Source organism: Salmonella sp. SSDFZ54 (assembly GCF_004010735.1).
GTDB lineage: Bacteria > Pseudomonadota > Gammaproteobacteria > Enterobacterales > Enterobacteriaceae > Salmonella > Salmonella enterica.
In genome coordinates this window covers 1,403,791-1,428,420 of record NZ_CP034819.1, presented here as the reverse complement: position 1 = coordinate 1,428,420, position 24,630 = coordinate 1,403,791, and the positions used below count along the sequence as shown (strand labels likewise).

General features: G+C 53.6%; 23 protein-coding genes. 19 read left to right on the top strand and 4 right to left on the bottom strand.

Translation table 11 applies throughout. The features are described 5' to 3' along the window. Positions 1-121 precede the first annotated feature (121 nt). From mreB to tldD, 7 genes are all read left to right on the top strand, one after another. On the top strand, positions 122-1,165 hold the full coding sequence (mreB, locus tag EOS97_RS07215) for a rod shape-determining protein MreB (protein WP_000913396.1): 1,044 nt from the start codon (positions 122-124) through the stop codon (positions 1,163-1,165). Between the two features lie 64 nt (positions 1,166-1,229). Continuing rightward, complete coding sequence (mreC, locus tag EOS97_RS07210; RefSeq protein WP_000802538.1) at positions 1,230-2,282, top strand: rod shape-determining protein MreC; 1,053 nt, start codon at positions 1,230-1,232, stop codon at positions 2,280-2,282. A gap of 2 nt (positions 2,283-2,284) precedes the next feature. Beyond that, entirely contained in the window at positions 2,285-2,773 is a 489-nt protein-coding gene (gene mreD / locus EOS97_RS07205; protein ID WP_000179403.1) for a rod shape-determining protein MreD, read from the top strand. A gap of 8 nt (positions 2,774-2,781) precedes the next feature. Then, positions 2,782-3,375, top strand: a complete 594-nt coding sequence (locus EOS97_RS07200; protein WP_000210306.1) for a nucleoside triphosphate pyrophosphatase — start codon at positions 2,782-2,784, stop codon at positions 3,373-3,375. Beyond that, positions 3,365-4,834, top strand: coding sequence for a ribonuclease G (rng, locus tag EOS97_RS07195; RefSeq protein ID WP_000123188.1), 1,470 nt, complete (start codon positions 3,365-3,367; stop codon positions 4,832-4,834). Before EOS97_RS07200 ends, rng begins: the two co-directional genes overlap by 11 nt. Before the next feature lie 110 nt (positions 4,835-4,944). Beyond that, positions 4,945-8,745 carry an AsmA2 domain-containing protein YhdP gene (gene yhdP, locus EOS97_RS07190; protein WP_001253502.1) on the top strand — a complete coding sequence of 1,267 codons (3,801 nt, stop codon included), beginning with the start codon at positions 4,945-4,947 and terminating at the stop codon, positions 8,743-8,745. Between the two features lie 144 nt (positions 8,746-8,889). Beyond that, positions 8,890-10,335 (top strand): metalloprotease TldD, encoded by a 1,446-nt coding sequence (tldD, locus tag EOS97_RS07185; protein ID WP_000055940.1) that lies wholly within the window; start codon positions 8,890-8,892, stop codon positions 10,333-10,335. Between the two features lie 121 nt (positions 10,336-10,456). Here the strand turns inward: tldD and aaeR are convergent, their stop codons facing one another. Further along, complete coding sequence (aaeR, locus tag EOS97_RS07180) at positions 10,457-11,386, bottom strand: HTH-type transcriptional activator AaeR (RefSeq protein WP_000440300.1); 930 nt, start codon at positions 11,384-11,386, stop codon at positions 10,457-10,459. A gap of 181 nt (positions 11,387-11,567) precedes the next feature. Here aaeR and aaeX point away from each other — a divergent pair, with 181 nt between their 5' ends. From aaeX to EOS97_RS07160, 4 genes are all read left to right on the top strand, one after another. Continuing rightward, positions 11,568-11,771 (top strand): p-hydroxybenzoic acid efflux pump operon protein AaeX, encoded by a 204-nt coding sequence (aaeX, locus tag EOS97_RS07175; RefSeq protein WP_000051840.1) that lies wholly within the window; start codon positions 11,568-11,570, stop codon positions 11,769-11,771. 7 nt (positions 11,772-11,778) lie between these two features. Further along, positions 11,779-12,711 (top strand): p-hydroxybenzoic acid efflux pump subunit AaeA, encoded by a 933-nt coding sequence (gene aaeA / locus EOS97_RS07170; protein WP_000855138.1) that lies wholly within the window; start codon positions 11,779-11,781, stop codon positions 12,709-12,711. A gap of 5 nt (positions 12,712-12,716) precedes the next feature. Next, positions 12,717-14,684 carry a p-hydroxybenzoic acid efflux pump subunit AaeB gene (gene aaeB, locus EOS97_RS07165; protein ID WP_000510913.1) on the top strand — a complete coding sequence of 656 codons (1,968 nt, stop codon included), beginning with the start codon at positions 12,717-12,719 and terminating at the stop codon, positions 14,682-14,684. Positions 14,685-14,855: 171 nt separating this feature from the next. Then, positions 14,856-15,128, top strand: coding sequence for a hypothetical protein (locus EOS97_RS07160; protein WP_001103887.1), 273 nt, complete (start codon positions 14,856-14,858; stop codon positions 15,126-15,128). Between the two features lie 59 nt (positions 15,129-15,187). Here the strand turns inward: EOS97_RS07160 and yhcN-B are convergent, their stop codons facing one another. From yhcN-B to argR, 3 genes are all read right to left on the bottom strand, one after another. Further along, on the bottom strand, positions 15,188-15,454 hold the full coding sequence (gene yhcN-B, locus EOS97_RS07155) for a DUF1471 family stress response protein YhcN-B (RefSeq protein ID WP_000853277.1): 267 nt from the start codon (positions 15,452-15,454) through the stop codon (positions 15,188-15,190). 103 nt (positions 15,455-15,557) lie between these two features. Beyond that, positions 15,558-15,821 (bottom strand): peroxide/acid stress response protein YhcN, encoded by a 264-nt coding sequence (yhcN, locus tag EOS97_RS07150; protein WP_000695693.1) that lies wholly within the window; start codon positions 15,819-15,821, stop codon positions 15,558-15,560. Positions 15,822-16,186: 365 nt separating this feature from the next. Continuing rightward, a complete protein-coding gene (gene argR / locus EOS97_RS07145; protein WP_001257852.1) occupies positions 16,187-16,657 on the bottom strand; it encodes a transcriptional regulator ArgR in 471 nt (156 codons plus the stop codon). A gap of 414 nt (positions 16,658-17,071) precedes the next feature. Between argR and mdh the strand changes: the two genes are divergently transcribed. The 8 genes from mdh to oadA all read left to right on the top strand — a co-directional run bounded on the left by mdh (position 17,072) and on the right by oadA (position 24,623). Beyond that, complete coding sequence (gene mdh, locus EOS97_RS07140; protein WP_000861586.1) at positions 17,072-18,010, top strand: malate dehydrogenase; 939 nt, start codon at positions 17,072-17,074, stop codon at positions 18,008-18,010. A 119-nt stretch (positions 18,011-18,129) separates the two neighbouring features. After that, positions 18,130-18,759, top strand: coding sequence for a GntR family transcriptional regulator (locus tag EOS97_RS07135; RefSeq protein ID WP_000723774.1), 630 nt, complete (start codon positions 18,130-18,132; stop codon positions 18,757-18,759). Then, complete coding sequence (locus EOS97_RS07130; protein WP_001171581.1) at positions 18,746-19,411, top strand: GntR family transcriptional regulator; 666 nt, start codon at positions 18,746-18,748, stop codon at positions 19,409-19,411. Before EOS97_RS07135 ends, EOS97_RS07130 begins: the two co-directional genes overlap by 14 nt. 210 nt (positions 19,412-19,621) lie before the next feature. Continuing rightward, positions 19,622-20,890, top strand: coding sequence for an SLC13 family permease (locus tag EOS97_RS07125; protein ID WP_000433390.1), 1,269 nt, complete (start codon positions 19,622-19,624; stop codon positions 20,888-20,890). Positions 20,891-20,922: 32 nt separating this feature from the next. After that, complete coding sequence (ttdA, locus tag EOS97_RS07120; protein ID WP_000045349.1) at positions 20,923-21,822, top strand: L(+)-tartrate dehydratase subunit alpha; 900 nt, start codon at positions 20,923-20,925, stop codon at positions 21,820-21,822. Beyond that, positions 21,822-22,439, top strand: coding sequence for a L(+)-tartrate dehydratase subunit beta (gene ttdB, locus EOS97_RS07115; RefSeq protein WP_000162405.1), 618 nt, complete (start codon positions 21,822-21,824; stop codon positions 22,437-22,439). Before ttdA ends, ttdB begins: the two co-directional genes overlap by 1 nt. 156 nt (positions 22,440-22,595) lie before the next feature. Next, positions 22,596-22,838 (top strand): oxaloacetate decarboxylase subunit gamma, encoded by a 243-nt coding sequence (locus tag EOS97_RS07110; RefSeq protein ID WP_000180120.1) that lies wholly within the window; start codon positions 22,596-22,598, stop codon positions 22,836-22,838. A gap of 15 nt (positions 22,839-22,853) precedes the next feature. Then, positions 22,854-24,623, top strand: a complete 1,770-nt coding sequence (gene oadA, locus EOS97_RS07105) for a sodium-extruding oxaloacetate decarboxylase subunit alpha (protein WP_127836134.1) — start codon at positions 22,854-22,856, stop codon at positions 24,621-24,623. Positions 24,624-24,630 lie beyond the last annotated feature (7 nt).

Sequence of the window (24,630 nt, the reverse complement as noted above, 5' to 3'; positions counted from 1 at the left end):
GAAACGAACTGCACTAATTTTCACCGTAGCAGATGATTTTTGCGCCTTGTCGCTGCTGCGTGTGGTTGGTAAAGTAAGCGGATTTTGTTTTCCGCCCCAGCTTTCAGGATTATCCCTTAGTATGTTGAAAAAATTTCGTGGCATGTTTTCCAATGACCTGTCCATTGACCTGGGTACCGCGAATACCCTCATTTATGTAAAAGGACAAGGCATCGTATTGAATGAGCCTTCCGTTGTGGCCATTCGTCAGGATCGTGCCGGTTCGCCGAAAAGCGTGGCTGCAGTCGGTCATGATGCGAAGCAGATGCTGGGCCGTACGCCGGGCAATATCGCTGCGATCCGCCCGATGAAAGACGGCGTTATCGCTGACTTCTTTGTGACCGAAAAAATGCTCCAGCACTTTATTAAACAAGTGCACAGCAACAGCTTTATGCGCCCAAGCCCGCGCGTACTGGTATGCGTGCCGGTCGGCGCGACGCAGGTAGAACGCCGCGCGATTCGTGAATCCGCTCAGGGCGCAGGCGCCCGTGAAGTCTTTTTGATCGAAGAGCCGATGGCGGCCGCGATCGGCGCAGGTCTGCCAGTTTCTGAAGCAACCGGTTCAATGGTTGTGGATATCGGTGGTGGTACCACTGAAGTTGCCGTGATCTCCCTGAACGGCGTGGTTTACTCTTCTTCTGTCCGTATTGGTGGTGACCGCTTCGACGAAGCCATCATTAATTACGTTCGTCGTAACTACGGCTCTCTGATTGGTGAAGCCACCGCAGAACGTATTAAACACGAAATCGGTTCCGCTTATCCGGGCGACGAAGTCCGCGAGATCGAAGTGCGTGGCCGTAACCTGGCGGAAGGCGTTCCACGCGGCTTTACCCTGAACTCAAACGAGATTCTGGAAGCGTTACAGGAACCGTTGACCGGTATCGTCAGCGCGGTAATGGTGGCGCTGGAACAGTGTCCGCCGGAGCTGGCGTCAGACATCTCCGAGCGCGGTATGGTGCTCACCGGCGGCGGCGCGCTGCTGCGTAACCTTGACCGTCTGTTAATGGAAGAGACGGGCATTCCTGTCGTGGTTGCTGAAGATCCGCTGACCTGTGTGGCGCGCGGCGGCGGCAAGGCGCTGGAAATGATCGATATGCACGGCGGCGACCTGTTCAGCGAAGAGTAGTTGGATACGGGCAGGATTATCCCTGGATTGTCCTGCCTCTCCGACGCGAGAATACGCATAGCCTATGAAGCCAATTTTTAGCCGTGGCCCGTCGCTACAGATTCGCCTTATTCTGGCGGTGCTGGTGGCGCTCGGCGTTATCATTGCCGACAGCCGCCTGGGGACGTTCAGTCAAATCCGAACGTACATGGACACTGCCGTCAGTCCTTTCTATTTTATTTCAAACGGCCCTCGTGAACTGCTCGACAGCGTGTCACAAACGCTGGCTTCTCGCGACCAGCTTGAGCTGGAAAACCGGGCGCTGCGCCAGGAATTACTGCTAAAAAACAGCGACCTGCTGATGCTGGGGCAGTACAAACAGGAGAACGCGCGGTTGCGCGAGCTGCTGGGGTCGCCGCTGCGTCAGGACGAGCAGAAAATGGTGACGCAGGTTATTTCAACGGTTAACGATCCTTACAGCGATCAGGTCGTTATCGATAAAGGCAGCGTTAATGGCGTATATGAAGGTCAACCGGTCATTAGCGACAAAGGTGTCGTAGGGCAGGTTGTCGCCGTGGCGAAACTGACCAGCCGCGTGTTGCTGATTTGCGATGCGACTCATGCGCTGCCGATTCAGGTACTGCGCAATGACATCCGCGTGATTGCCGCCGGTAACGGCTGCACTGACGATCTTCAGCTTGAACATCTGCCCGCCAATACCGATATTCGCGTTGGCGATGTGCTGGTAACGTCCGGACTTGGTGGGCGTTTCCCGGAAGGGTATCCGGTGGCGGTGGTCTCCTCCGTCAAGCTGGACACTCAGCGCGCCTATACCGTCATTCAGGCACGTCCAACCGCGGGTTTGCAGCGTTTACGCTATCTGCTGCTGTTGTGGGGAGCCGATCGTAACGGCGCCAATCCGATGACGCCGGAAGAGGTTCACCGCGTCGCCAATGAGCGCCTGATGCAGATGATGCCGCAGGTGTTGCCTTCTCCGGATGCGATGGGGCCGCCGGCGCCAGTGCCGGACCCGGCGACGGGGATTACTCAGCCATCTGCGGGCCAGACTGCGCCGGTATCAACGCAACCATCGCCTTCGGGCGCGACCACGCCGCCTGCGCGTGCGCCGGGAGGGTAATGGTGGCGAGCTATCGTAGCCAGGGGCGCTGGGTTATCTGGCTCTCGTTTCTTATTGCGCTGTTGCTGCAAATCATGCCCTGGCCGGACGACATCATTGTTTTCCGGCCAAACTGGGTTTTGCTCATCTTACTGTACTGGATTCTGGCCCTGCCGCACCGCGTAAATGTGGGGACGGGATTTGTGATGGGTGCCATACTTGATCTCATCAGCGGTTCCACACTTGGCGTGCGCGCTCTGTCGATGAGTATTGTCGCCTATCTGGTCGCTCTGAAATTCCAGCTCTTCCGTAACCTGGCGCTCTGGCAGCAGGCGCTGGTGGTAATGTTGCTTTCACTGGCCGTGGACATTATTGTTTTCTGGGCCGAGTTTTTAGTGATCAACGTCTCTTTCAGACCGGAAGTGTTCTGGAGTAGTGTAGTCAATGGCGTGCTGTGGCCCTGGCTCTTTTTGCTGATGCGTAAAGTACGCCAGCAGTTTGCTGTGCAATAAAGGTCGATATGACAACTCTGTATCTTGCTTCCGGTTCCCCGCGTCGCCAGGAATTATTGACTCAACTTGGATTTTCATTCGAGCAGGTCGTGCCTGGTATTGAAGAGCAACGGCGTGCTCAGGAAAGCGCGCAGCAGTATGTTGTTCGGCTGGCGCGCGAAAAGGCGCAGGCTGGCGTGGCGCTGGTTCCCCGTGATCTGCCGGTGTTGGGCGCGGATACGATAGTCGTGTTAAACGGCGAGGTGCTGGAAAAGCCGCGCGACGCCGCTCATGCCGCAGAAATGCTGCGTTTGCTTTCCGGAAATACGCATCAGGTGATGACTGCTGTTGCGCTTGCGGACTCGCAGCAGACGCTGGATTGTCTGGTGGTAACGGAGGTGACTTTCCGCACGCTTTCTGCGCAGGATATTACTGGCTATGTCGCCAGCGGCGAGCCTTTAGATAAAGCAGGTGCATACGGTATTCAGGGGCGGGGTGGCTGTTTTGTCAGGAAGATAAATGGCAGCTATCACGCCGTGGTCGGCTTACCGCTGGTTGAAACGTATGAGTTGTTGAGTCATTTTAACGCACTGCGTGATAAAAGGGATAAACATGACGGCTGAATTGTTGGTAAACGTAACGCCATCGGAAACGCGCGTGGCGTACATTGATGGCGGTATTCTTCAGGAAATCCATATTGAGCGCGAAGCGCGACGCGGAATCGTAGGCAATATCTACAAAGGTCGTGTAAGTCGTGTACTTCCAGGTATGCAGGCGGCTTTTGTAGATATTGGGCTGGATAAAGCCGCATTTCTTCATGCTTCCGACATTATGCCGCATACCGAATGCGTGGCAGGCGACGAGCAAAAACAGTTTACCGTGCGCGATATCTCCGAACTAGTGCGTCAGGGACAGGATCTGATGGTGCAGGTAGTGAAAGATCCGCTCGGCACGAAAGGCGCGCGTTTGACCACGGACATCACGTTGCCCTCCCGTTACCTTGTTTTTATGCCCGGCGCGTCACACGTTGGCGTTTCCCAGCGTATCGAAAGCGAAAGTGAACGCGAGCGCCTGAAAAAGGTGGTGGCGGAATACTGCGACGAACAGGGCGGGTTTATTATCCGTACCGCGGCGGAAGGCGTGTGTGAAGAGGATCTCGCGTCTGACGCCGCCTATCTCAAGCGCGTCTGGACGAAAGTCATGGAGCGCAAAAAGCGTCCGCAAACGCGCTACCAGATGTATGGCGAACTGGCGCTGGCGCAGCGCGTGCTGCGCGATTTCGCCGATGCGCAGTTGGACCGAATTCGCGTCGACTCACGTCTGACCTATGAGTCGCTGCTGGAGTTTACCGCAGAATACATCCCGGAAATGACCAGTAAGCTGGAGCATTACAGTGGCCATCAGCCGATCTTCGATCTTTATGACGTGGAAAATGAGATCCAGCGCGCGCTGGAGCGTAAGGTTGAACTCAAGTCCGGCGGTTATCTGATTATCGACCAAACCGAAGCGATGACGACGGTAGATATCAATACCGGCGCGTTTGTCGGACACCGTAATCTCGACGACACCATTTTTAATACCAATATTGAAGCGACTCAGGCCATTGCCCGCCAGCTACGCCTGCGTAATCTGGGCGGCATTATCATTATCGATTTTATCGACATGAATAATGAAGATCATCGCCGCCGGGTGCTGCATTCGCTGGAACAGGCGTTAAGTAAGGATCGCGTGAAAACCAGTATTAACGGTTTTTCGCCGCTGGGGCTGGTGGAAATGACCCGTAAACGGACTCGTGAAAGCGTGGAACATGTGCTTTGTAACGAGTGTCCAACCTGTCATGGCCGCGGGACGGTAAAAACGGTGGAAACCGTCTGCTATGAGATCATGCGTGAAATTGTACGTGTTCATCACGCTTATGACTCCGATCGCTTCCTGGTTTATGCTTCTCCTGCGGTGGCGGAAGCGCTGAAAGGCGAAGAATCACACGCGCTGGCGGAAGTCGAAATCTTTGTCGGCAAACAGGTTAAAGTTCAGGTCGAACCGCTTTATAACCAGGAGCAGTTTGACGTCGTAATGATGTAATTGAGTAGTAGCACCAGCGCATGTAGGCCGGATAAGGCGCAAGCGCCGCCATCCGGCAATATACCTTCAAGGGGTGTGAGTCGTATTTTTTGGCAGACAAGGAGAGACGCGTGAGGCGATTGCCGGGGATTTTATTGCTCACTGGAGCCGCGCTCATCGTCATTGCAGCGCTGCTGGTTAGCGGGCTGCGCCTGGCGTTGCCTCATCTTGACGCCTGGCGTCCAGCTATCCTGAATAAAATTGAGTCTGTGACCGGCGTGCCGGTGGCCGCCAGCCAACTCTCCGCAAGCTGGCAAAATTTTGGCCCTACGCTGGAAGCGCATAATATTCATGCCGCCCTGAAAGATGGCGGCGAACTGTCGATAAAACGCGTTACGCTGGCGCTGGACGTCTGGCAAAGCCTGTTGCATATGCGCTGGCAGTTTCGCGACCTGACCTTCTGGCAACTCAATTTCCGCACCAACACGCCTCTTCAAAGCAGTGACGGCGAAGGCATCGAAACCAGCCGTTTAAGCGATCTTTTCCTGCGGCAGTTCGATCATTTCGATCTGCGCGATAGCCAAATCAGTTTTCTAACGCTTTCCGGACAACGCGCGGAGCTGGCGATCCCACAGCTTACCTGGCTAAACGGCAAAGAGCGGCACCGCGCCGAAGGCGAAGTCAGCCTCTCCAGCCTGACCGGCCAGCACGGCGTGATGCAGGTGCGGATGGATTTACGCGATGACGACGGTTTGCTAAATAACGGCAGAGTCTGGTTACAGGCCGACGATATTGACGTCAAGCCGTGGCTGGGCAAATGGATGCAGGATAATGTGGCGCTCCAGACGGCGCGTTTCAGTCTGGAAGGCTGGATGACGCTCAGTAAAGGCGAAATCGCCGGAGGAGACGTCTGGCTGAAACAGGGCGGCGCAAGCTGGCTGGGCGATAACACGACGCACACGCTGTCTGTCGATAACCTGACGGCGCAGATTAGCCGCGAGCAGCCGGGCTGGCAGTTTTATATTCCGGACACACGGATTACGCTTGATGGTAAACCCTGGCCGAGCGGAGCCTTAACCGTGGCCTGGCTCCCGCAGCAGGACGTCGGCGGCGAGAATCACACACGTAGCGATGAGCTACGCATTCGCGCCAGTAATCTTGAACTGGCGGGGCTGGAAGCATTACGTCCGCTGGCGGCTAAACTGTCGCCTGTGCTGGGCGAAATATGGCAGGCTACGCAGCCGAGCGGAAAGATCGCCACACTGGCGCTGGATATTCCGCTACAGGCCACCGAAAAAACGCGTTTTCAGGCATCGTGGGAAAATCTTGCCTGGAAACAGTGGAAGCTGTTGCCCGGCGCGGAACATTTTTCCGGTACGCTGGCGGGAAGCGTAGAAGACGGGCAGATGAAGGTTGCGATGCAGCAGGCTAAGATGCCCTATGAAACCGTTTTTCGCGCGCCGCTGGAAATTGAAAACGGCGTCGCGACGCTTAGCTGGTTGAAGAATGAGAACGGCTTTCAGCTTGATGGCCGCGACATTGACGTCAAAGCAAAGGCGGTACATGCGCGCGGCGGGTTCCGCTATCTGCAACCGACGGGCGACGAACCGTGGCTGGGTATTCTGGCCGGAATCAGTACCGACGATGGATCTCAGGCGTGGCGCTATTTTCCGGAAAACCTGATGGGCAAAGCGCTGGTCGATTACCTTAGCGGCGCGATTCAGGGCGGCGAGGCGGATAACGCCACGTTGGTTTACGGTGGTAACCCGCACCTCTTTCCCTATAAGCATAACGAAGGTCAGTTTGAAGTGCTGGTGCCGCTACGCAATGCGACGTTTGCTTTTCAACCCGACTGGCCGGCGCTAAAAAATCTCAACATTGAACTGGATTTCCTGAACGACGGCCTATGGATGCGTTCGGATAGCGTCGATTTGGGCGGGGTGAAGGCCAGCAAACTCGCGGCGGCGATTCCGGATTATTCCAAAGAGAAACTGCTCATTGATGCCGATATTAACGGGCCGGGAAAAGCCGTTGGGCCTTATTTTGACGAGACGCCGCTAAAAGACTCGCTTGGCTCGACGCTGGCGGAGCTCCAGTTAGATGGCGATGTGAATGCTCGCTTACATCTTGATATTCCGCTGGACGGAGAACAGGTTACCGCCGAGGGCGATGTCTCGTTGCGTAATAACAGTCTGTTTATTAAGCCGCTAAACAGCACGCTCAAAAATTTGAACGGTAAATTCAGCTTTGTGAATGGCGCGCTAAAAAGCGGGCCGCTGACGGCAAACTGGTTTAATCAGCCGCTGAACCTGGATTTCAGTACGACGGAAGGGGCAAAAGCCTATCAGGTCGCCGTCAACCTGAACGGTAACTGGCAGCCAACGCGTATGGGCGTCTTACCGCCGCAACTGAATGACGCCCTGAGCGGCAGCGTGACGTGGAATGGTAAAGTCGGCATCGATCTTCCATATCACGCTGACACCACTTATCACATCGAGCTGAACGGCGATCTGAGAAATGTGAGCAGTCACTTACCTTCTCCGCTAAATAAACCCGCAGGCGAAGCCATTCCGGTGAACATTCAGGCTGACGGCAACCTGAAAAGTTTTGCGCTAACGGGGAGCGCAGGGAGTAAAAATCACTTTAACAGCCGCTGGTTATTAAATCAGAAGCTGACGTTGGATCGGGCTATCTGGACGACGGACAGCCGGACGATTCCGCCATTACCTGCTCAACAAGGCGTTGAGCTCAATCTGCCGGCGCTGGATGGCGCGCAGTGGCTGGCGTTATTCCAGAAAGGCGCGGCGGATAACGTGAGCAGTTCGGCCGAGTTTCCTCAACGCGTCACGTTGCGTACTCCCGCGCTATCGCTGGGCGGCCAGCAGTGGAACAATTTGAGCGTTGTTTCAGCCCCCTCGCTGAACGGAACAAAAATTGAAGCGCAGGGGCGTGAGGTGAACGCCACGCTGCTCATGCGCAACCATGCGCCGTGGCTGGCGAACATTAAGTACCTGTACTACAACCCTGGCGTCGCAAAAACGCACGCCTCGTCACCAACGCCGACATCGCCGTTGGCTTCGGCGAACACGATTAGCTTCCGCGGCTGGCCGGACTTACAGCTTCGCTGCGAAGAGTGCTGGCTGTGGGGGCAAAAATATGGGCGTATTGATGGCGATTTCGCCATCAAAGGCAATACGCTGACTCTGGCGAATGGCCTGATCGATACCGGATTCGCCCGTTTGAAAGCGAACGGCGAGTGGGTGAATGCGCCGGGTAATGAACGAACCTCGCTGAAAGGTAGTCTGCATGGTAGTAACCTCGACACGGCTGCCGGGTTCTTCGGCATCTCGACGCCAATCCAGAACGCGTCTTTTAACGTAGATTACGATCTGCACTGGCGAAACCCGCCCTGGCAACCTGAGGAAGCCACGCTCAACGGGATTTTACGTACGCGTCTGGGTAAAGGCGAGTTTACTGATCTCAGTAGCGGTCATGCCGGACAGTTACTGCGGCTGCTCAGTTTTGATGCGTTGCTGCGTAAGCTGCGGTTTGACTTCAGAGATACCTTTAGCGAGGGCTTCTATTTCGACTCTATTCATAGTACCGCGTGGATTAAAGATGGCGTCCTGCATACTGACGATACGCTGGTGGATGGGCTGGAAGCGGATATTGCAATGAAAGGTTCTGTTGATCTGGTGCGTCGTCGTCTTGATATGGAGGCCGTTGTCGCGCCGGAAATTTCCGCCACCGTGGGCGTCGCCGCCGCGTTTGCCGTTAACCCGATTGTCGGCGCGGCGGTATTTGCCGCCAGTAAAGTGTTGGGGCCGCTATGGAGCAAGGTCTCCATTTTGCGATATCGCATTACCGGTCCGGTCGATGCGCCGCAGATCAACGAAGTTCTGCGCCAACCGATAAAAGAAAGCCAGCAATGATTTGACGGGGGCGAGGAATTGCCCCACTCTCAGTAAATAGTCATGCCGGACGGCGCTGCGTTTATCCGGTTTGTACAATCTAACAACGTAGTCCGGATAAGGCGTGAACCGCCATCCGGCAGAAATCAACGAGTAGCAAAAACGATGAGTCTGAACCTGGTAAGTGAACAATTGCTAGCGGCGAATGGCCTGAACCATCAGGATCTGTTCGCTATTTTGGGCCAACTGGCCGAACGCCGTCTTGATTATGGCGACCTCTATTTTCAGTCGAGCTATCACGAATCCTGGGTTTTAGAAGACCGCATCATTAAAGATGGTTCATATAATATCGACCAGGGCGTTGGCGTTCGCGCCATTAGCGGCGAAAAAACCGGTTTTGCTTATGCTGACCAGATAAGCCTCCTGGCGCTGGAGCAGAGTGCGCAGGCAGCGCGAACCATTGTACGCGAGAACGGCGAAGGCAAGGTAAAAACGCTCGCCGCCGTAGCGCATCAGCCGCTCTACACCACCCTTGATCCACTGCAAAGTATGAGCCGCGAAGAGAAGCTGGATATCCTCAGACGCGTTGACAAAGTGGCGCGAGAAGCCGATAAACGCGTGCAGGAAGTTAACGCCAGCCTGACCGGCGTATATGAATTAATCCTCGTGGCGGCGACCGACGGGACGCTGGCGGCGGATGTCCGTCCACTGGTGCGGTTGTCCGTTAGCGTGCAGGTGGAAGAAGACGGTAAACGCGAGCGCGGCGCCAGCGGCGGCGGCGGTCGCTTTGGTTATGAGTATTTTCTTGCCGATCTCGACGGCGAGGTGCGCGCCGACGCGTGGGCGAAAGAAGCGGTACGCATGGCGCTGGTTAATCTCTCCGCGGTCGCTGCGCCAGCGGGGACGTTACCGGTGGTTCTGGGCGCCGGGTGGCCGGGCGTATTGCTGCACGAAGCGGTCGGTCACGGGCTGGAAGGTGATTTTAACCGTCGTGGGACATCTGTGTTTAGCGGTCAGATCGGCGAGCAGGTTGCCTCCGCGCTTTGCACCGTAGTGGACGACGGCACAATGATGAACCGTCGCGGCTCCGTTGCTATCGATGATGAAGGTACGCCAGGCCAGTACAACGTATTGATTGAAAATGGCGTGCTGAAAGGATACATGCAGGACAAGCTGAACGCGCGCCTGATGGGCGCTGCGCCGACCGGTAACGGGCGTCGCGAATCTTATGCGCATCTGCCGATGCCGCGTATGACGAATACCTATATGTTGGCGGGGCAGTCAACGCCGCAGGAAATTATCGAATCCGTTGAGTACGGCATCTATGCGCCTAACTTTGGCGGCGGTCAGGTGGATATCACCTCCGGCAAGTTTGTGTTCTCTACCTCGGAAGCGTATTTGATTGAAAACGGCAAAGTCACGACGCCGGTGAAGGGCGCGACGTTGATTGGATCAGGCATTGAAACGATGCAACAGATCTCCATGGTCGGCAATGACCTTAAGCTGGATAACGGGGTGGGGGTTTGCGGTAAAGAGGGGCAAAGTCTGCCGGTAGGCGTAGGCCAGCCGACGCTGAAAGTCGATAACCTGACGGTTGGCGGCACCGCATAACTGTCCGCCTTATCAGGCCTGTGGTGTGTGCCGCCCAGGCCTGATAAGCGCAGCGCCATCAGGAAATGTCTGCGTCGGGTGGCATCTGGCTACAATCGTCTTCAGCAATTACCCGGTGTTTTTATTTTTCTTTCCCTCGCCCGTGCATCCCCTGAAACAGGTGTGCGACATCGACAAAATAGTCAGTTAACGCGTTAATCACTACCTGCACTTTAAGCGGCAGCTTATCTTTTTCGGTGTAAAGCGCGTACACCGGACGGGGATCGGACTGATAGCGAGGCAGCAGGATCTCCAGATCGCCACGATTGATCTCATCGATCACCCACATCAGCGGCACATAGGCGATTCCGGTTCCGGCGGTCAGCCAGCGTACCAGCGTCATCGGATCGTTAGTGACGAACCGCCCCTGTGGAATCAGTCGGGTAGAAATTCCTTCCGGCGCGATAAGTTCAAACTCATTATCCGGGCGCACGCTATATTCCAGCCAGGAATGGCTACTGAGATCGGCGGGTTTTTCCGGGACGCCGTACTGAGCGAGGTACGGCTTGGCGGCGCACACAACCATCGGCATCGCGCCGAGTCGACGGGAAAACAGGCTGGAGTCTTGCAGCGCGCCCACGCGGATCACCACGTCCAGCCCGTCGGCAATTAAATCCGGGGCCGGAATTCCTGTCACCAGATTGACCGCCAGACCGGGATACTCTTTTAATAATTTTGCGGTAAGCCCGGCCAGCACATTTTGCGCCATGGTTGAAGAACAGCCGATACGCAATGTACCGATAGGCGTGTTATTAAAAGCGTAAAGCTGCTCGTGAACATCCTGCACTTCATGCAGCATACGACGACAGCCCTGATAATAGATTTTTCCAGCTTCGGTGAGCCCAATGCTGCGTGTGCTGCGGTTGAGCAATTTAACCTGAAGCTCATCTTCCAGTTTCGCCACAGTCTGGCTGATGGACGATACGCTCATTTGCAGCTGTCTGGCTGCGGCGGTAAAAGAGCCAAACTCGACAACTTTGGCGAATACCGACATTCGTTTTAATCGTTCCATTATTCACTCTGGCTTAAAAGTGATTTAGATCACATAATATAGATAACAGCATAACAATTACGTTAATATACTATTATTCGAATAAGAGCTATGTCGCTCTCGCCTGGCGTCTCTTGCCCTTCTCTGCGGCGATGTAGCTTAACAATCTATCGCCTGCTCTCTCTCAGAAATCAAGGTCAACATGAGTCTGTTTCCCGTTATCGTGGTGTTTGGTCTTTCCTTCCCACCGATATTTTTCGAATTGCTTTTGTCACTGGCTATTTTTTGGCTGGTGCGTCGGATGCTTGTGCCGACGGGCATCTATGATTTTGTCTGGCATCCGGCTCTGTTCAATACCGCGCTGTATTGTTGTCTGTTTTATTTAATATCGCGCCTGTTCGTTTGAGGTTGAAGTGAAAACACTAACAAGAAAACTCTCCCGTACGGCCATTACCCTCGTACTGGTTATTCTGGCCTTTATCGCCATTTTCCGCGCCTGGGTGTATTACACCGAATCTCCCTGGACGCGCGATGCCCGTTTTAGCGCCGATGTCGTCGCTATTGCCCCGGATGTCGCGGGCCTGATTACCCATGTAAACGTGCATGATAACCAACTGGTGAAAAAGGATCAGGTTCTGTTTACCATCGATCAGCCACGCTATCAAAAAGCGCTGGCGGAAGCGGAAGCTGATGTAGCCTATTATCAGGTCCTGGCGCAGGAAAAACGCCAGGAAGCCAGTCGCCGTAATCGCCTCGGCGTACAGGCGATGTCCCGGGAAGAGATCGATCAGGCGAACAATGTCTTGCAGACTGTACTGCATCAACTGGCTAAAGCCCAGGCGACGCGCGATCTGGCTAAACTCGATCTGGAACGCACCGTCATTCGCGCGCCTGCCGACGGCTGGGTGACTAACCTCAATGTTTATGCCGGTGAATTTATTACCCGCGGTTCCACAGCCGTCGCCCTGGTGAAAAAGAACTCTTTTTACGTGCAGGCCTATATGGAAGAGACCAAGCTGGAAGGCGTGCGTCCGGGATATCGTGCCGAAATCACGCCGCTTGGCAGCAACCGGGTATTAAAAGGTACCGTCGATAGCGTGGCGGCAGGGGTAACGAATGCCAGCAGTACCAGCGATGCGAAAGGGATGGCGACGATAGACTCTAACCTCGAATGGGTGCGTCTGGCCCAGCGTGTCCCGGTGCGCATCCGGCTCGACGAGCAACAGGGGAATTTGTGGCCTGCCGGTACGACGGCAACCGTCGTGATCACCGGTAAGCAGGATCGTGACGCAAGCCAGGACTCCTTCTTCCGTAAACTGGCGCACCGGCTGCGCGAATTCGGTTAATCGTCATGGGCATTTTCTCCATTGCCAACCAGCACATTCGCTTTGCGGTAAAGCTGGCGTGCGCCATTGTGCTGGCATTATTTATCGGCTTCCATTTTCAACTGGAGACGCCGCGTTGGGCGGTGCTGACCGCCGCGATCGTGGCGGCAGGCCCGGCATTTGCCGCTGGCGGGGAACCCTATTCCGGCGCTATCCGTTATCGCGGAATGTTGCGTATTATCGGGACGTTTATTGGCTGTATCGCCGCGCTTATCATTATTATCTCTATGATCCGCGCGCCGCTATTGATGATTCTGGTGTGCTGTGTCTGGGCCGGTTTTTGTACCTGGATCTCCTCTTTAGTACGGATCGAAAACTCTTATGCGTGGGGACTGTCAGGTTATACTGCGCTGATTATTGTGATTACCATTCAGACGGAGCCGCTGCTCACGCCGCAATTTGCGCTTGAGCGCTGTAGCGAAATCGTTATCGGCATTGGCTGTGCTATTTTAGCGGATCTGCTTTTCTCGCCGCGATCGATAAAGCAGGAGGTTGATCGCGAACTGGACAGTTTACTGGTAGCGCAATATCAGCTAATGCAACTTTGTATTAAGCATGGCGACAGCGAAGAAGTCGACAACGCCTGGGGCGATCTGGTGCGACGCACGGCGGCGCTGGAGGGGATGCGAAGTAATCTGAATATGGAATCTTCGCGCTGGGTACGCGCTAACCGCCGCCTGAAAGCGTTGAATACGCTTTCGCTCACGCTGATTACGCAATCCTGTGAAACTTATCTTATTCAAAACACGCGGCCGGAACTGATTACCGATACATTCCGGGAACTGTTCGAGACGCCGGTTGAAACGGTACAGGACGTCCACAGGCAGTTAAAACGGATGCGGCGTGTCATTGTCTGGACCGGTGAGCGCGAAACGCCCGTCACGCTTTATAGCTGGGTAGGCGCTGCGACGCGCTATCTGCTGCTTAAACGCGGCGTGATCAGCAACACCAAAATCAGCGCGACGGAAGAAGAGATCCTGCAAGGCGAGCCCGTAGTTAAAGTGGAATCCGCTGAACGCCACCATGCGATGGTGAACTTCTGGCGCACCACGCTTTCCTGCATTCTGGGGACATTATTCTGGCTATGGACCGGCTGGACATCGGGTAATGGCGCGATGGTGATGATTGCCGTGGTGACCTCGCTGGCGATGCGTTTACCCAATCCGCGCATGGTCTGCATTGATTTTATTTATGGCACTCTGGCGGCGTTGCCGCTGGGATTGCTCTATTTCCTGGTGATTATTCCCAATACGCAGCAAAGTATGCTGTTGTTATGTTTGAGCCTGGCGGTATTGGGGTTCTTTATCGGCATTGAGGTCCAGAAACGGCGTCTGGGGTCGATGGGGGCGCTGGCCAGTACGATTAACATTATTGTGTTGGATAATCCGATGACGTTCCATTTCAGCCAGTTCCTCGACAGCGCGTTGGGGCAAATTGTCGGCTGTATGCTGGCGTTTATCGTCATCCTGCTGGTGCGTGATAAATCCAAAGATCGAACCGGTCGCGTGCTGCTTAATCAGTTTGTTTCCGCTGCGGTCTCGGCAATGACGACCAACGTGGTACGTCGTAAAGAAAACCGTCTGCCTGCGTTATATCAGCAACTCTTTTTGCTGATGAATAAATTCCCTGGCGATTTGCCGAAGTTTCGCCTGGCGCTAACGATGATCATTGCTCATCAACGTCTACGCGACGCGCCGATACCGGTTAATGAAGATCTGTCAGTGTTCCACCGCCAGCTTCGTCGTACTGCAGACCATGTTATTTCCGCCGGAAGCGATGATAAACGGCGACGCTACTTTGGTCAGTTGCTGGATGAGCTGGATATCTATCAGGAGAAATTACGTATCTGGGAGGCGCCGCCGCAGGTGACGGAACCGGTTAAACGCCTGACGGGCATGTTACATAAATACCAGAACGCGCTTACCGATAGCTAACCCACAAGAACCGATGCCAAAAGCGTCGGTTTTTTTATGACTATACTTATTTGAGATACAAAAACAGCGCAAGAGTGCTCCGGGGCTAAAAGCGTTTCTGGAAGTGAAACCTCTGCATAATGATGCTTAGTAGTAAAACAGACAATTGTCTGTCGGGGATGGTGGCTGGCTATGAATGTCTATACTTTTGATTTTAATGATATTAAAAACCAAAGCGATTTTTATCGCGAGTTTACGCAGACGTTTGGTCTTGCCAGTGAGAAAGTAAGCGATCTTGATACATTATGGGATGCGGTAATGAGCGATATCTTACCCCTACCGCTAGAGATTGAGTTCGTTCACCTGCCTGATAAACTGCGCAGGCGCTACGGGGCGCTGATTTTACTCTTTGATGAAGCGGAAGAAGAGCTGGAGGGACGGCTACGATTTAATGTCCGGCATTGAAAAAGCATAAAAAAGCCCCCGACAGGCGGGGGCAAGTCGTCGGGTTAGACGACGAGGGTTTACTTATACAACTCGGCGGTGGCGTGCCAGTTATCACCTTCTTTTAATTCGATGATGCGATAGCTATTAGCGCCTGCTTTTTCGGCTTTAGCGACGATCTCCTGGCGCATATCCATTGGCGTACTGCCAATCTGCGAGACGGAAATGGTACCCATCGGTTGCAGATTCTGCGCCTGTTCCGCGTTGACCTGATGTACTGCGGCATTTGCGCCGAAAGAGAGCAGAGTGGCCAGGCCGAGTGATGCGATAATGTATTTCGTTTTCATGGTCTTTTATTCCTTTATAGGGTCAACCTCGCGGATTAATGGGCTTTTCTTATGCGATATCTCCGCGAAGCAATGACACGTTATATGCGATGGCAGGTGAATTTTATTTGTACAGTTCGGCAGTGGCGTGCCAGTTGCTGCCGCTACGCGCTTCGGTAATATGGTAGGCTGTAGCGCCTTGTTCATCCGCTTTTTTGCTCAGCATGGCATTCATATCCATAGGCGATGAGCCGATAGCGCTGACTGAAACCGATCCGATTGCTTCACGATTTTGCGCTTGCTCTGCGCTGATAGGTTCTGCGGCGAAAGCGCCAAAAGAGAGAACGGACAGAATACTTAATGTTGCAACAGTGGTTTTGATTTTCATGATTTTTACCTCGTCGAATTCCTTTACTGGGGTCTTTGTTTCGTGACCCTCATCACAAAATTAAGTATACACTAATCACGCAATTAATTAATACCACGCTAATTGTTTCTGCTTTTTAAAGACATTAAAAATTTTATTTTTTATAACGTTATGGAATTAAAATTGCTGTTTTTCGCCGCTGTCGTTTGAAAAATAAAAGAAAATCAATTGGTTAAAAAAATTGACATTTTGTGCGTTTTTTTGATTTTTCATTCATGTGGTGAATGTTTAAGGGCATGATTTGCCAAATGATAGCCGTACAGGAAAGCGGCGAGGGGGAGAGGACAAAAAGATGCCTCCGCCGTACGACGACGGAGGAAGTGGGACTAAAGCTCTTGTTCAAAAAGTTCCAGAATGGCTTCGTACAGATCTCTTACGGAAAAGCCGCTGGCAGGCGTGGTGAAGATAGTATCGTCGCCGGCAATCGTGCCGAGAATACCTTCTGCTTTCCCCAGTGAATCCAGCAGGCGCGCAATGAGTTGTGCCGCGCCGGGGCTGGTATGAATCACCACGACAGCGTCGTTATAGTCGATATCCAGCACCAGATTTTTCAACGGACTGGATGTTGTTGGGACGCCCAGTTCAGCCGGAAGACAGTACACCATTTCCATTTTTGCGTTACGTGTACGCACTGCGCCGAACTTAGTCAACATGCGCGAGACCTTGGACTGATTGATATTTTCAAAGCCCTGATCCTGCAACGCGAGGACGATTTCGCCCTGTGAGCTGAATTTTTCTTCTTTGAGGAGCGCTTTAAACGCTCTTACTAGTTCTTCTTGTTTAGCCGAGCTTCGCATAAGTCACCCGTAATATGGCGGTAGAAACAACATTATTGTGCATACAGATGAATTTTTATGCAAACAGTCTGCCTTGTTTAAGGCTGAAATAATGTTATGAAAGAGCGGAATTTTATCAAATTTCGTTATCAAGAAACATGCCTGTGTCACGCCTCGCAAATAAGATTAAAAGTAAATTAATTGTTATCAAAATGATGTTGTTTTGAGAGGATAGTAGGGTATATTGTCACCACCTGTAGGAACGTTGCTCTCTGGTTGCAGTCGATCCGGATTACGCAAATTAAATGCATAAAAGCCAAAATTGCGCGACTCCGCATTCTTGATGAGTGAGGATTGTAATCATTGAATTTGTGAATTAAGGTCGCCGCCGCGGAGCAATAGACACTTAGCTAATCATATAATAAGGAGTTTAGGATGAAAGTCGCAGTCCTCGGCGCTGCTGGTGGTATCGGTCAGGCGCTGGCATTACTTTTAAAAAACCAACTGCCTTCAGGTTCAGAACTCTCCCTGTACGACATCGCTCCAGTGACTCCCGGTGTGGCCGTTGATTTGAGCCACATCCCCACCGCTGTAAAAATCAAAGGTTTCTCCGGTGAAGACGCAACCCCGGCGCTTGAAGGCGCTGACGTAGTACTGATTTCTGCGGGTGTGGCGCGTAAGCCGGGTATGGACCGTTCCGACCTGTTTAACGTTAACGCCGGCATCGTGAAAAACCTGGTGCAGCAGATCGCTAAAACCTGCCCGAAAGCGTGCGTGGGCATTATCACCAACCCGGTGAACACCACCGTTGCGATTGCGGCGGAAGTGCTGAAAAAAGCAGGCGTATACGACAAAAACAAACTGTTTGGCGTCACCACGCTGGATATCATCCGCTCTAATACCTTTGTTGCAGAGCTGAAAGGTAAGCTGCCAACGGAAGTTGAAGTCCCGGTGATTGGCGGGCACTCCGGCGTGACGATTCTGCCGCTGCTGTCGCAGATTCCAGGCGTAAGTTTTACCGAACAAGAAGCGGCCGAGCTGACTAAACGTATTCAGAACGCCGGTACTGAAGTCGTCGAGGCGAAAGCCGGCGGCGGATCGGCAACCCTCTCTATGGGTCAGGCTGCCGCACGTTTCGGTCTTTCTCTGGTTCGCGCTCTGCAGGGCGAAAAAGGCGTGGTGGAATGCGCCTATGTGGAAGGCGACGGTCAGTATGCCCGTTTCTTCTCTCAGCCGCTGCTGCTGGGTAAAAACGGTGTAGAAGAGCGTAAATCCATCGGCACACTGAGCGCTTTCGAGCAACATTCGCTGGACGCTATGCTGGATACGCTGAAAAAAGATATTCAGTTGGGTGAAGATTTTATTAATAAATAAGCTGTTCCTGCCCGATGCCGGGGCTTTTGCTCCGGCTTCTTTGACTGTAAACAAGCCACGAAATCAAGTACTAAATCTGCTAAACTCCTCACGTCTTATCGGTTATTAACGAGAACGTCGTGAAAAAGATCCAAAGAACGCAAACCCGCGATCACATTACGCAAATGCTTCGCTATGAAATTCTTTCCGGCAATATAAAAGCGGGAGAAGAACTCGCGCAGGAAAGTATTGCGGAGCAGCTTGGTCTTTCACGAATGCCGGTTCGAGAAGCGCTACAGTCACTCGAACAGGAAGGTTTTTTAATCCGACTGCCCAACAGGCACATGCAGGTCGCGCATCTTGAGGCCGATCGCGTGAGTCATATTTTTCGCGTGATTGCCGCGATGGCCGCCGAAATGTTTTCGCTGATACCCAGCGAAGTAGGCGATGCCCTCCTGATATGTGCGCAAGCGCTGGCTGTCGCAGAAGATAAATCCTGCGAACTGGAGTGTCATGCGATGCTGATTTCTTATGTGAATAACCGCTATCTGGAAAAGGTGTATCAGCAGTTCCTGGACGGTTATGTCTCTTATGTTATTTTGCATCTGAAAAAAGATAATCAGGAGTCGGCGCAGCTTTTCGCTGAACTGGCTGACGTCATACGCCAGGGGCGGCGTGATGAGATTGGGCAAGTTATGCAGCGTTATTTCCTCTCTTTAGCAGAAATAATGCGTCAACATATGAAGGATTGGGAAAGTGCAGAAGCCTAAGTTAGGGAAGATTAAGCTTCTTTCAGCGAAAGAACAGGTCGCGGCAGTGCTGCGTAAAGCGATTCTTTCGAGGGAGTTAGTGGAAGGGCAGGAGATTACGTTAGAAGGCATTGCCGGAATGGTCGGCGTGTCCAGTATGCCAGTGCGCGAGGCGTTTCAGATTCTGGCGGCGGATGGGCTGATAAAAGTGCGCCCTAATAAAGGGGCGGTGGTGTTGGGCATCAATGAACAAACGATCCGTGAACACTATGAAATTCGCGCGCTGTTAGAAAGTGAGGCGGTGGCTAAAGCTTCTCGTCCTGGCACCGATATCTCGCGGATAGCCCAGGTGCATTATGCCGCTGAAAAGGCTCTCGCGGAAAATAACTCGGCGGAATACTCCGACCTGAATCAGGCATTTCATATGGAAATATGGAATGTTGCTGGCAACGAAAAAATGAAAATGTTGCTCTGTAATATGTGGAACGGCCTGTCGATGGGCCATAAGGTCACCGAAGAAGAGTATGCCGTGATTTCCATTCAGGAACATAAAAGTATTCTGCAAGCTCTTGAACTTCATGATGAAACATTGGCACGCCAGCGCATGCGCGAACACATTATTCGCTCAATGGAGAATATGCTGACCCGCTATGTTGGTGACCCTTCTGCCTGATCTTTTCGCCTGCGTGAGCATCGCAGGCGCTTCAACCAATTCTTCAATTCTATTAATCACGTCCAGTAACGATCTAACCACGATCTTGATGTAGATCCCACTCCTGCATCTTTCCTGAGAAACGATTTGACTTAGTTTTTGTATGGGAATAATTTCTCCCTGTCAACATTGGATACAATATCATATATCATTGATTGGATAATTATAAATATGGAACCCATTACCCTTACCTTATGTTTACTGGTGTTCGCTATCGTCATGTTTGTATGGGAAAAAGTGCCACTGGCCGTCACTTCCATGATTGTCTGCGTGGCCTTAGTGATCACCGGAGTTCTGAATATCAAACAGGCCTTTGCTGGCTTTATCGACACTAACGTCATCCTCTTTGTCGCGATGTTCATCGTAGGCGGTGCGTTGTTCGAGACCGGTATGGCAAACAAAGTGGGCGGCGTCATCACGCGCTTCGCGAAAACAGAAAAACAGCTGATCTTCACCATTATGGTGGTGGTGGGGTTGATGTCTGGCGTCCTCTCTAACACCGGTACCGCTGCGGTTTTGATTCCGGTGGTGATCGGCGTGGCGGCAAAATCGGGCTTCTCGCGTTCTCGTCTACTGATGCCGCTGGTTTTCGCCGCTGCGTTGGGCGGTAACCTGTCGTTAATTGGCGCGCCGGGAAATCTTATCGCGCAGTCTGCGCTACAGAATATTGGCGGCGGCTTTGGCTTTTTTGAATACGCAAAAATCGGTCTCCCGATGCTCATCTGCGGCATTCTCTACTTCCTGACTATTGGCTATCGCTTTCTGCCGAATAATGCGACCGGCGGTGAGGTGGGGAGCGTCGGGGAGCAACGTGACTACAGCCATGTTCCACAGTGGAAACAACGGCTCTCACTCGTGGTGTTGATCGCAACGATCCTCGGCATGATCTTTGAGAAGAAGATCGGTGTCAGCCTGGCCGTGACCGGTTGTATTGGCGCTCTTGTGCTGGTAGTAAGCGGCGTACTCACGGAAAAACAGGCCTATAAAGCCATTGATTCACAGACTATTTTTATCTTTGGCGGCACACTGGCGCTGGCAAAAGCGCTGGAAATGACCGGGGCAGGCAAGCTGGTTGCGGACTATGTAATCGGCATGCTGGGGCAAAACTCCTCACCGTTCATGTTGCTGATCGCCGTTTTCGCCTTATCCGTTGTGATGACCAACTTTATGTCCAATACCGCCACGACCGCGCTGCTGGTGCCGGTAAGTCTGTCGATTGCCGCAGGCATGGGGGCCGACCCGCGTGCGGTTCTGATGGCGACGGTCATTGGCGGTTCCTGCGCCTACGCAACCCCTATCGGTATGCCTGCCAACATGATGGTGCTCTCCGCGGGTGGCTATAAATTTGTCGACTACGCTAAGGCCGGTATCCCCCTGATTATCGTTTCAACCATTGTCAGCTTGATCCTGCTGCCAATCCTTTTCCCTTTTCATCCGTAATTAACGGAAGCTGTTCTGACTAAGGAGCATTTATGAGTAAAAGTGAACAGATATCCCATATGACCGACGTTATGGCCAAGTTTGTGGGATATACCGGCAAAGTTTTGCCTGATGATGTCACTGCAAAACTGGAAGATTTGCATAAGAAAGAGACCAGTAAACTGGCCGACGTCATCTTTACTACCATGATTGAGAACCAGCGTCTGGCGAAAGAGCTGGATCGACCTTCCTGCCAGGACACCGGTGTCATTCAGTTTCTGGTGGAGTGCGGGACGAACTTTCCGCTGATTGGCGAGCTGGAAGCGTTGTTGCGTGAGGCGGTGATCAAAGCAACTGTAGATTCTCCGCTGCGCCACAACAGCGTAGAAACTTTTGATGAATACAACACCGGTAAAAACGTGGGTAAAGGTACGCCGACGGTCTTCTGGGAGATCGTTCCCAATTCCGATCAGTGCAGCATTTATACCTATATGGCAGGCGGTGGTTGTTCTCTGCCGGGGAAAGCGATGGTGCTGATGCCGGGTGCAGGCTATGAAGGTGTGACCCGCTTTGTACTGGATGTGATGACCAGCTACGGCCTCAACGCGTGTCCGCCGCTGCTGGTTGGCGTGGGCGTAGCGACCTCTGTTGAAACGGCGGCACTGCTATCGAAAAAAGCGCTGATGCGTCCGATCGGTTCGCATAACGAGAATGAGCGTGCAGCCTCGCTGGAAAAAATGCTGGAAGACGGCATTAACAAAATTGGCCTGGGGCCGCAGGGGATGTCCGGTAATACCTCCGTTATGGGCGTGAACATTGAAAACACCGCGCGTCATCCTTCTACCATCGGCGTGGCGGTAAACGTCGGCTGCTGGTCGCACCGTAAAGGGCATATCGTTTTCGATAAAGATTTGAATTACACCATTACGTCTCACAGCGGAGTGAATTTCTGATGACTAAAAAAATCCTGACTACGCCAATTAAAGATGAAGATTTAGCGGATATTAAGGCTGGCGATATTATTTATCTCAACGGTCATATTGTTACCTGCCGTGACGTAGCCCATCGCCGTTTAATTGAAGGTGGTCGCGAACTTCCGGTAGATGTTCGCGGCGGCGCTATTTTACACGCTGGCCCCATTGTCCGCCCAATTAAAGGCGAAGACGATAAGTTTGAAATGGTCTCCGTGGGACCAACCACCAGCATGCGTATGGAGAAATTCGAAAAAGAATTTATTGCGCAGACCGGCGTGAAATTAATTGTGGGTAAAGGCGGTATGGGTAAAGGTACCGAAGAGGGCTGTGCTGAACACAAAGCGCTGCACTGCGTATTCCCTGCCGGTTGTGCGGTTGTAGCCGCCGTGTGCGTGGAAGAAATTGAAGATGCCCAATGGCGCGATCTGGGGATGCCGGAAACGCTGTGGGTCTGTCGGGTTAAAGAGTTTGGCCCGCTGATTGTTTCTATTGATACCCATGGGAATAATCTGTTTGAACAGAACAAAATTATTTTTAATCAGCGTAAAGAGATCGTCGCTGATGAAATATGCCAGAACGTAAGTTTTATCAAATAAACCTGATTACGTAAATTGCACGATAATGGTGGTAATACGTTATGACGATAATAATAACCAAGGGCTCTGGCCGGGGGCGGTTCAGGGAAATCCACCCTTATTATTTCATCGTCATAAATAGCCCCATTATCGTGCCTCCTGCCTGAAGGCTATTTTATGACTAATGCAGCTCTGCTATTAGGTGAAGGCTTCACCCTGATGTTCCTCGGCATGGGGTTCGTGCTGGCGTTTCTGTTCCTGCTGATTTTCGCCATCCGCGGCATGTCCGCCGTGATTACTCGCTTCTTCCCGGAACCCGTCGCCGCGCCCGCACCGCGCGCCGTTCCCGCCGTGGACGACTTCACCCGCTTAAAGCCGGTGATTGCCGCCGCCATTCACCATCACCGCCTTAACGCTTAATTTCCGGAGGGATCCATGACTATTGCCATTACCGATGTCGTCCTGCGCGACGCCCACCAGTCCCTGTTCGCCACCCGCCTGCGTCTTGACGATATGCTGCCGATTGCCGCTCAGCTCGACGACGTGGGCTACGGCTCGCTGGAGTGCTGGGGCGGCGCCACCTTTGACGCCTGTATCCGCTTTCTCGGCGAAGACCCGTGGCTGCGCCTGCGCGAACTCAAAAAAGCCATGCCGAAGACTCCCCTGCAGATGCTGCTGCGCGGCCAGAACCTGCTCGGCTACCGCCATTACGCCGATGACGTGGTGGAACGCTTCGTCGAACGCGCGGTGAAAAACGGCATGGATGTGTTCCGCGTCTTCGATGCCATGAACGACCCGCGCAATATGAAAGCCGCACTGCAGGCGGTGCGCAGCCACGGCGCGCACGCCCAGGGCACGCTCTCCTACACCACCAGCCCGGCGCACACCCTGCAGACCTGGCTGGATTTAACCGAACAGCTGCTGGAAACCGGCGTTGACTCGATTGCCATCAAGGATATGTCCGGCATTCTCACGCCGATGGCGGCGTATGAGCTGGTCAGCGAAATCAAAAAACGTTTTGAGGTGCGCCTGCACCTGCACTGTCACGCCACTACCGGGATGGCGGAGATGGCCCTGCTGAAGGCTATCGAGGCTGGCGTCGACGGCGTGGACACGGCGATTTCCTCCATGAGCGCCACCTACGGCCACCCGGCCACCGAAGCGCTGGTGGCGACGTTGGCAGGTACTGAGCACGACACCGGGCTGGATATCCTGAAGCTGGAGAGCATCGCGGCCTACTTCCGCGAGGTGCGCAAAAAGTACCACGCCTTTGAAGGCCAGCTGAAGGGCTACGACAGCCGCATTCTGGTGGCCCAGGTGCCGGGCGGGATGCTCACCAACCTGGAAGGCCAGCTGAAGCAGCAGAACGCGGCGGACAGGCTGGACCAGGTGCTGGCGGAAATCCCCCGCGTGCGCGAGGACCTCGGCTTTATTCCGCTGGTGACCCCGACCTCACAGATTGTCGGCACCCAGGCGGTGCTCAACGTCCTGACCGGCGAGCGCTACAAAACCATTGCCAAAGAAACGGCGGGCATTCTGAAAGGCGAATACGGCCACACCCCGGTGCCGGTGAACGCGGCACTGCAGGCGCGGGTGCTGGAAGGGGGCGCTCCGGTGACCTGCCGTCCGGCGGATTTACTCAAACCGGAGCTGGCTGAACTGGAAGCGGACGTCAGGCGCCAGGCGCAGGAGAAGGGCATTCAGCTTGCGGGAAACGCCATTGACGACGTGCTCACCGTGGCGCTGTTCCCGCAAATCGGCCTCAAATTCCTCGAAAACCGCCACAACCCGGCGGCGTTTGAGCCATTGCCGCAGGCGGAAGCCGCGCAGCCGGTGGCAAAAGCAGAGAAGCCTGCCGCCTCCGGTATCTACACCGTGGAAGTGGAAGGCAAAGCCTTTGTGGTGAAGGTCAGCGACGGCGGCGATATCAGCCAGCTCACTGCGGCTGCACCTGCTGCCTCTTCTGCTCCTGCCACCGCCCCGGCAGGCGCCGGCACCCCGGTCACCGCCCCGCTGGCGGGCAACATCTGGAAGGTGATTGCCACTGAGGGCCAGACGGTGGCGGAAGGCGATGTGCTGCTGATTCTGGAAGCCATGAAGATGGAAACCGAAATCCGCGCCGCGCAGGCCGGGACGGTACGCGGTATCGCGGTGAAGTCCGGGGACGCGGTCTCCGTGGGCGACACCCTGATGACGCTGGCGTAACGGAGAA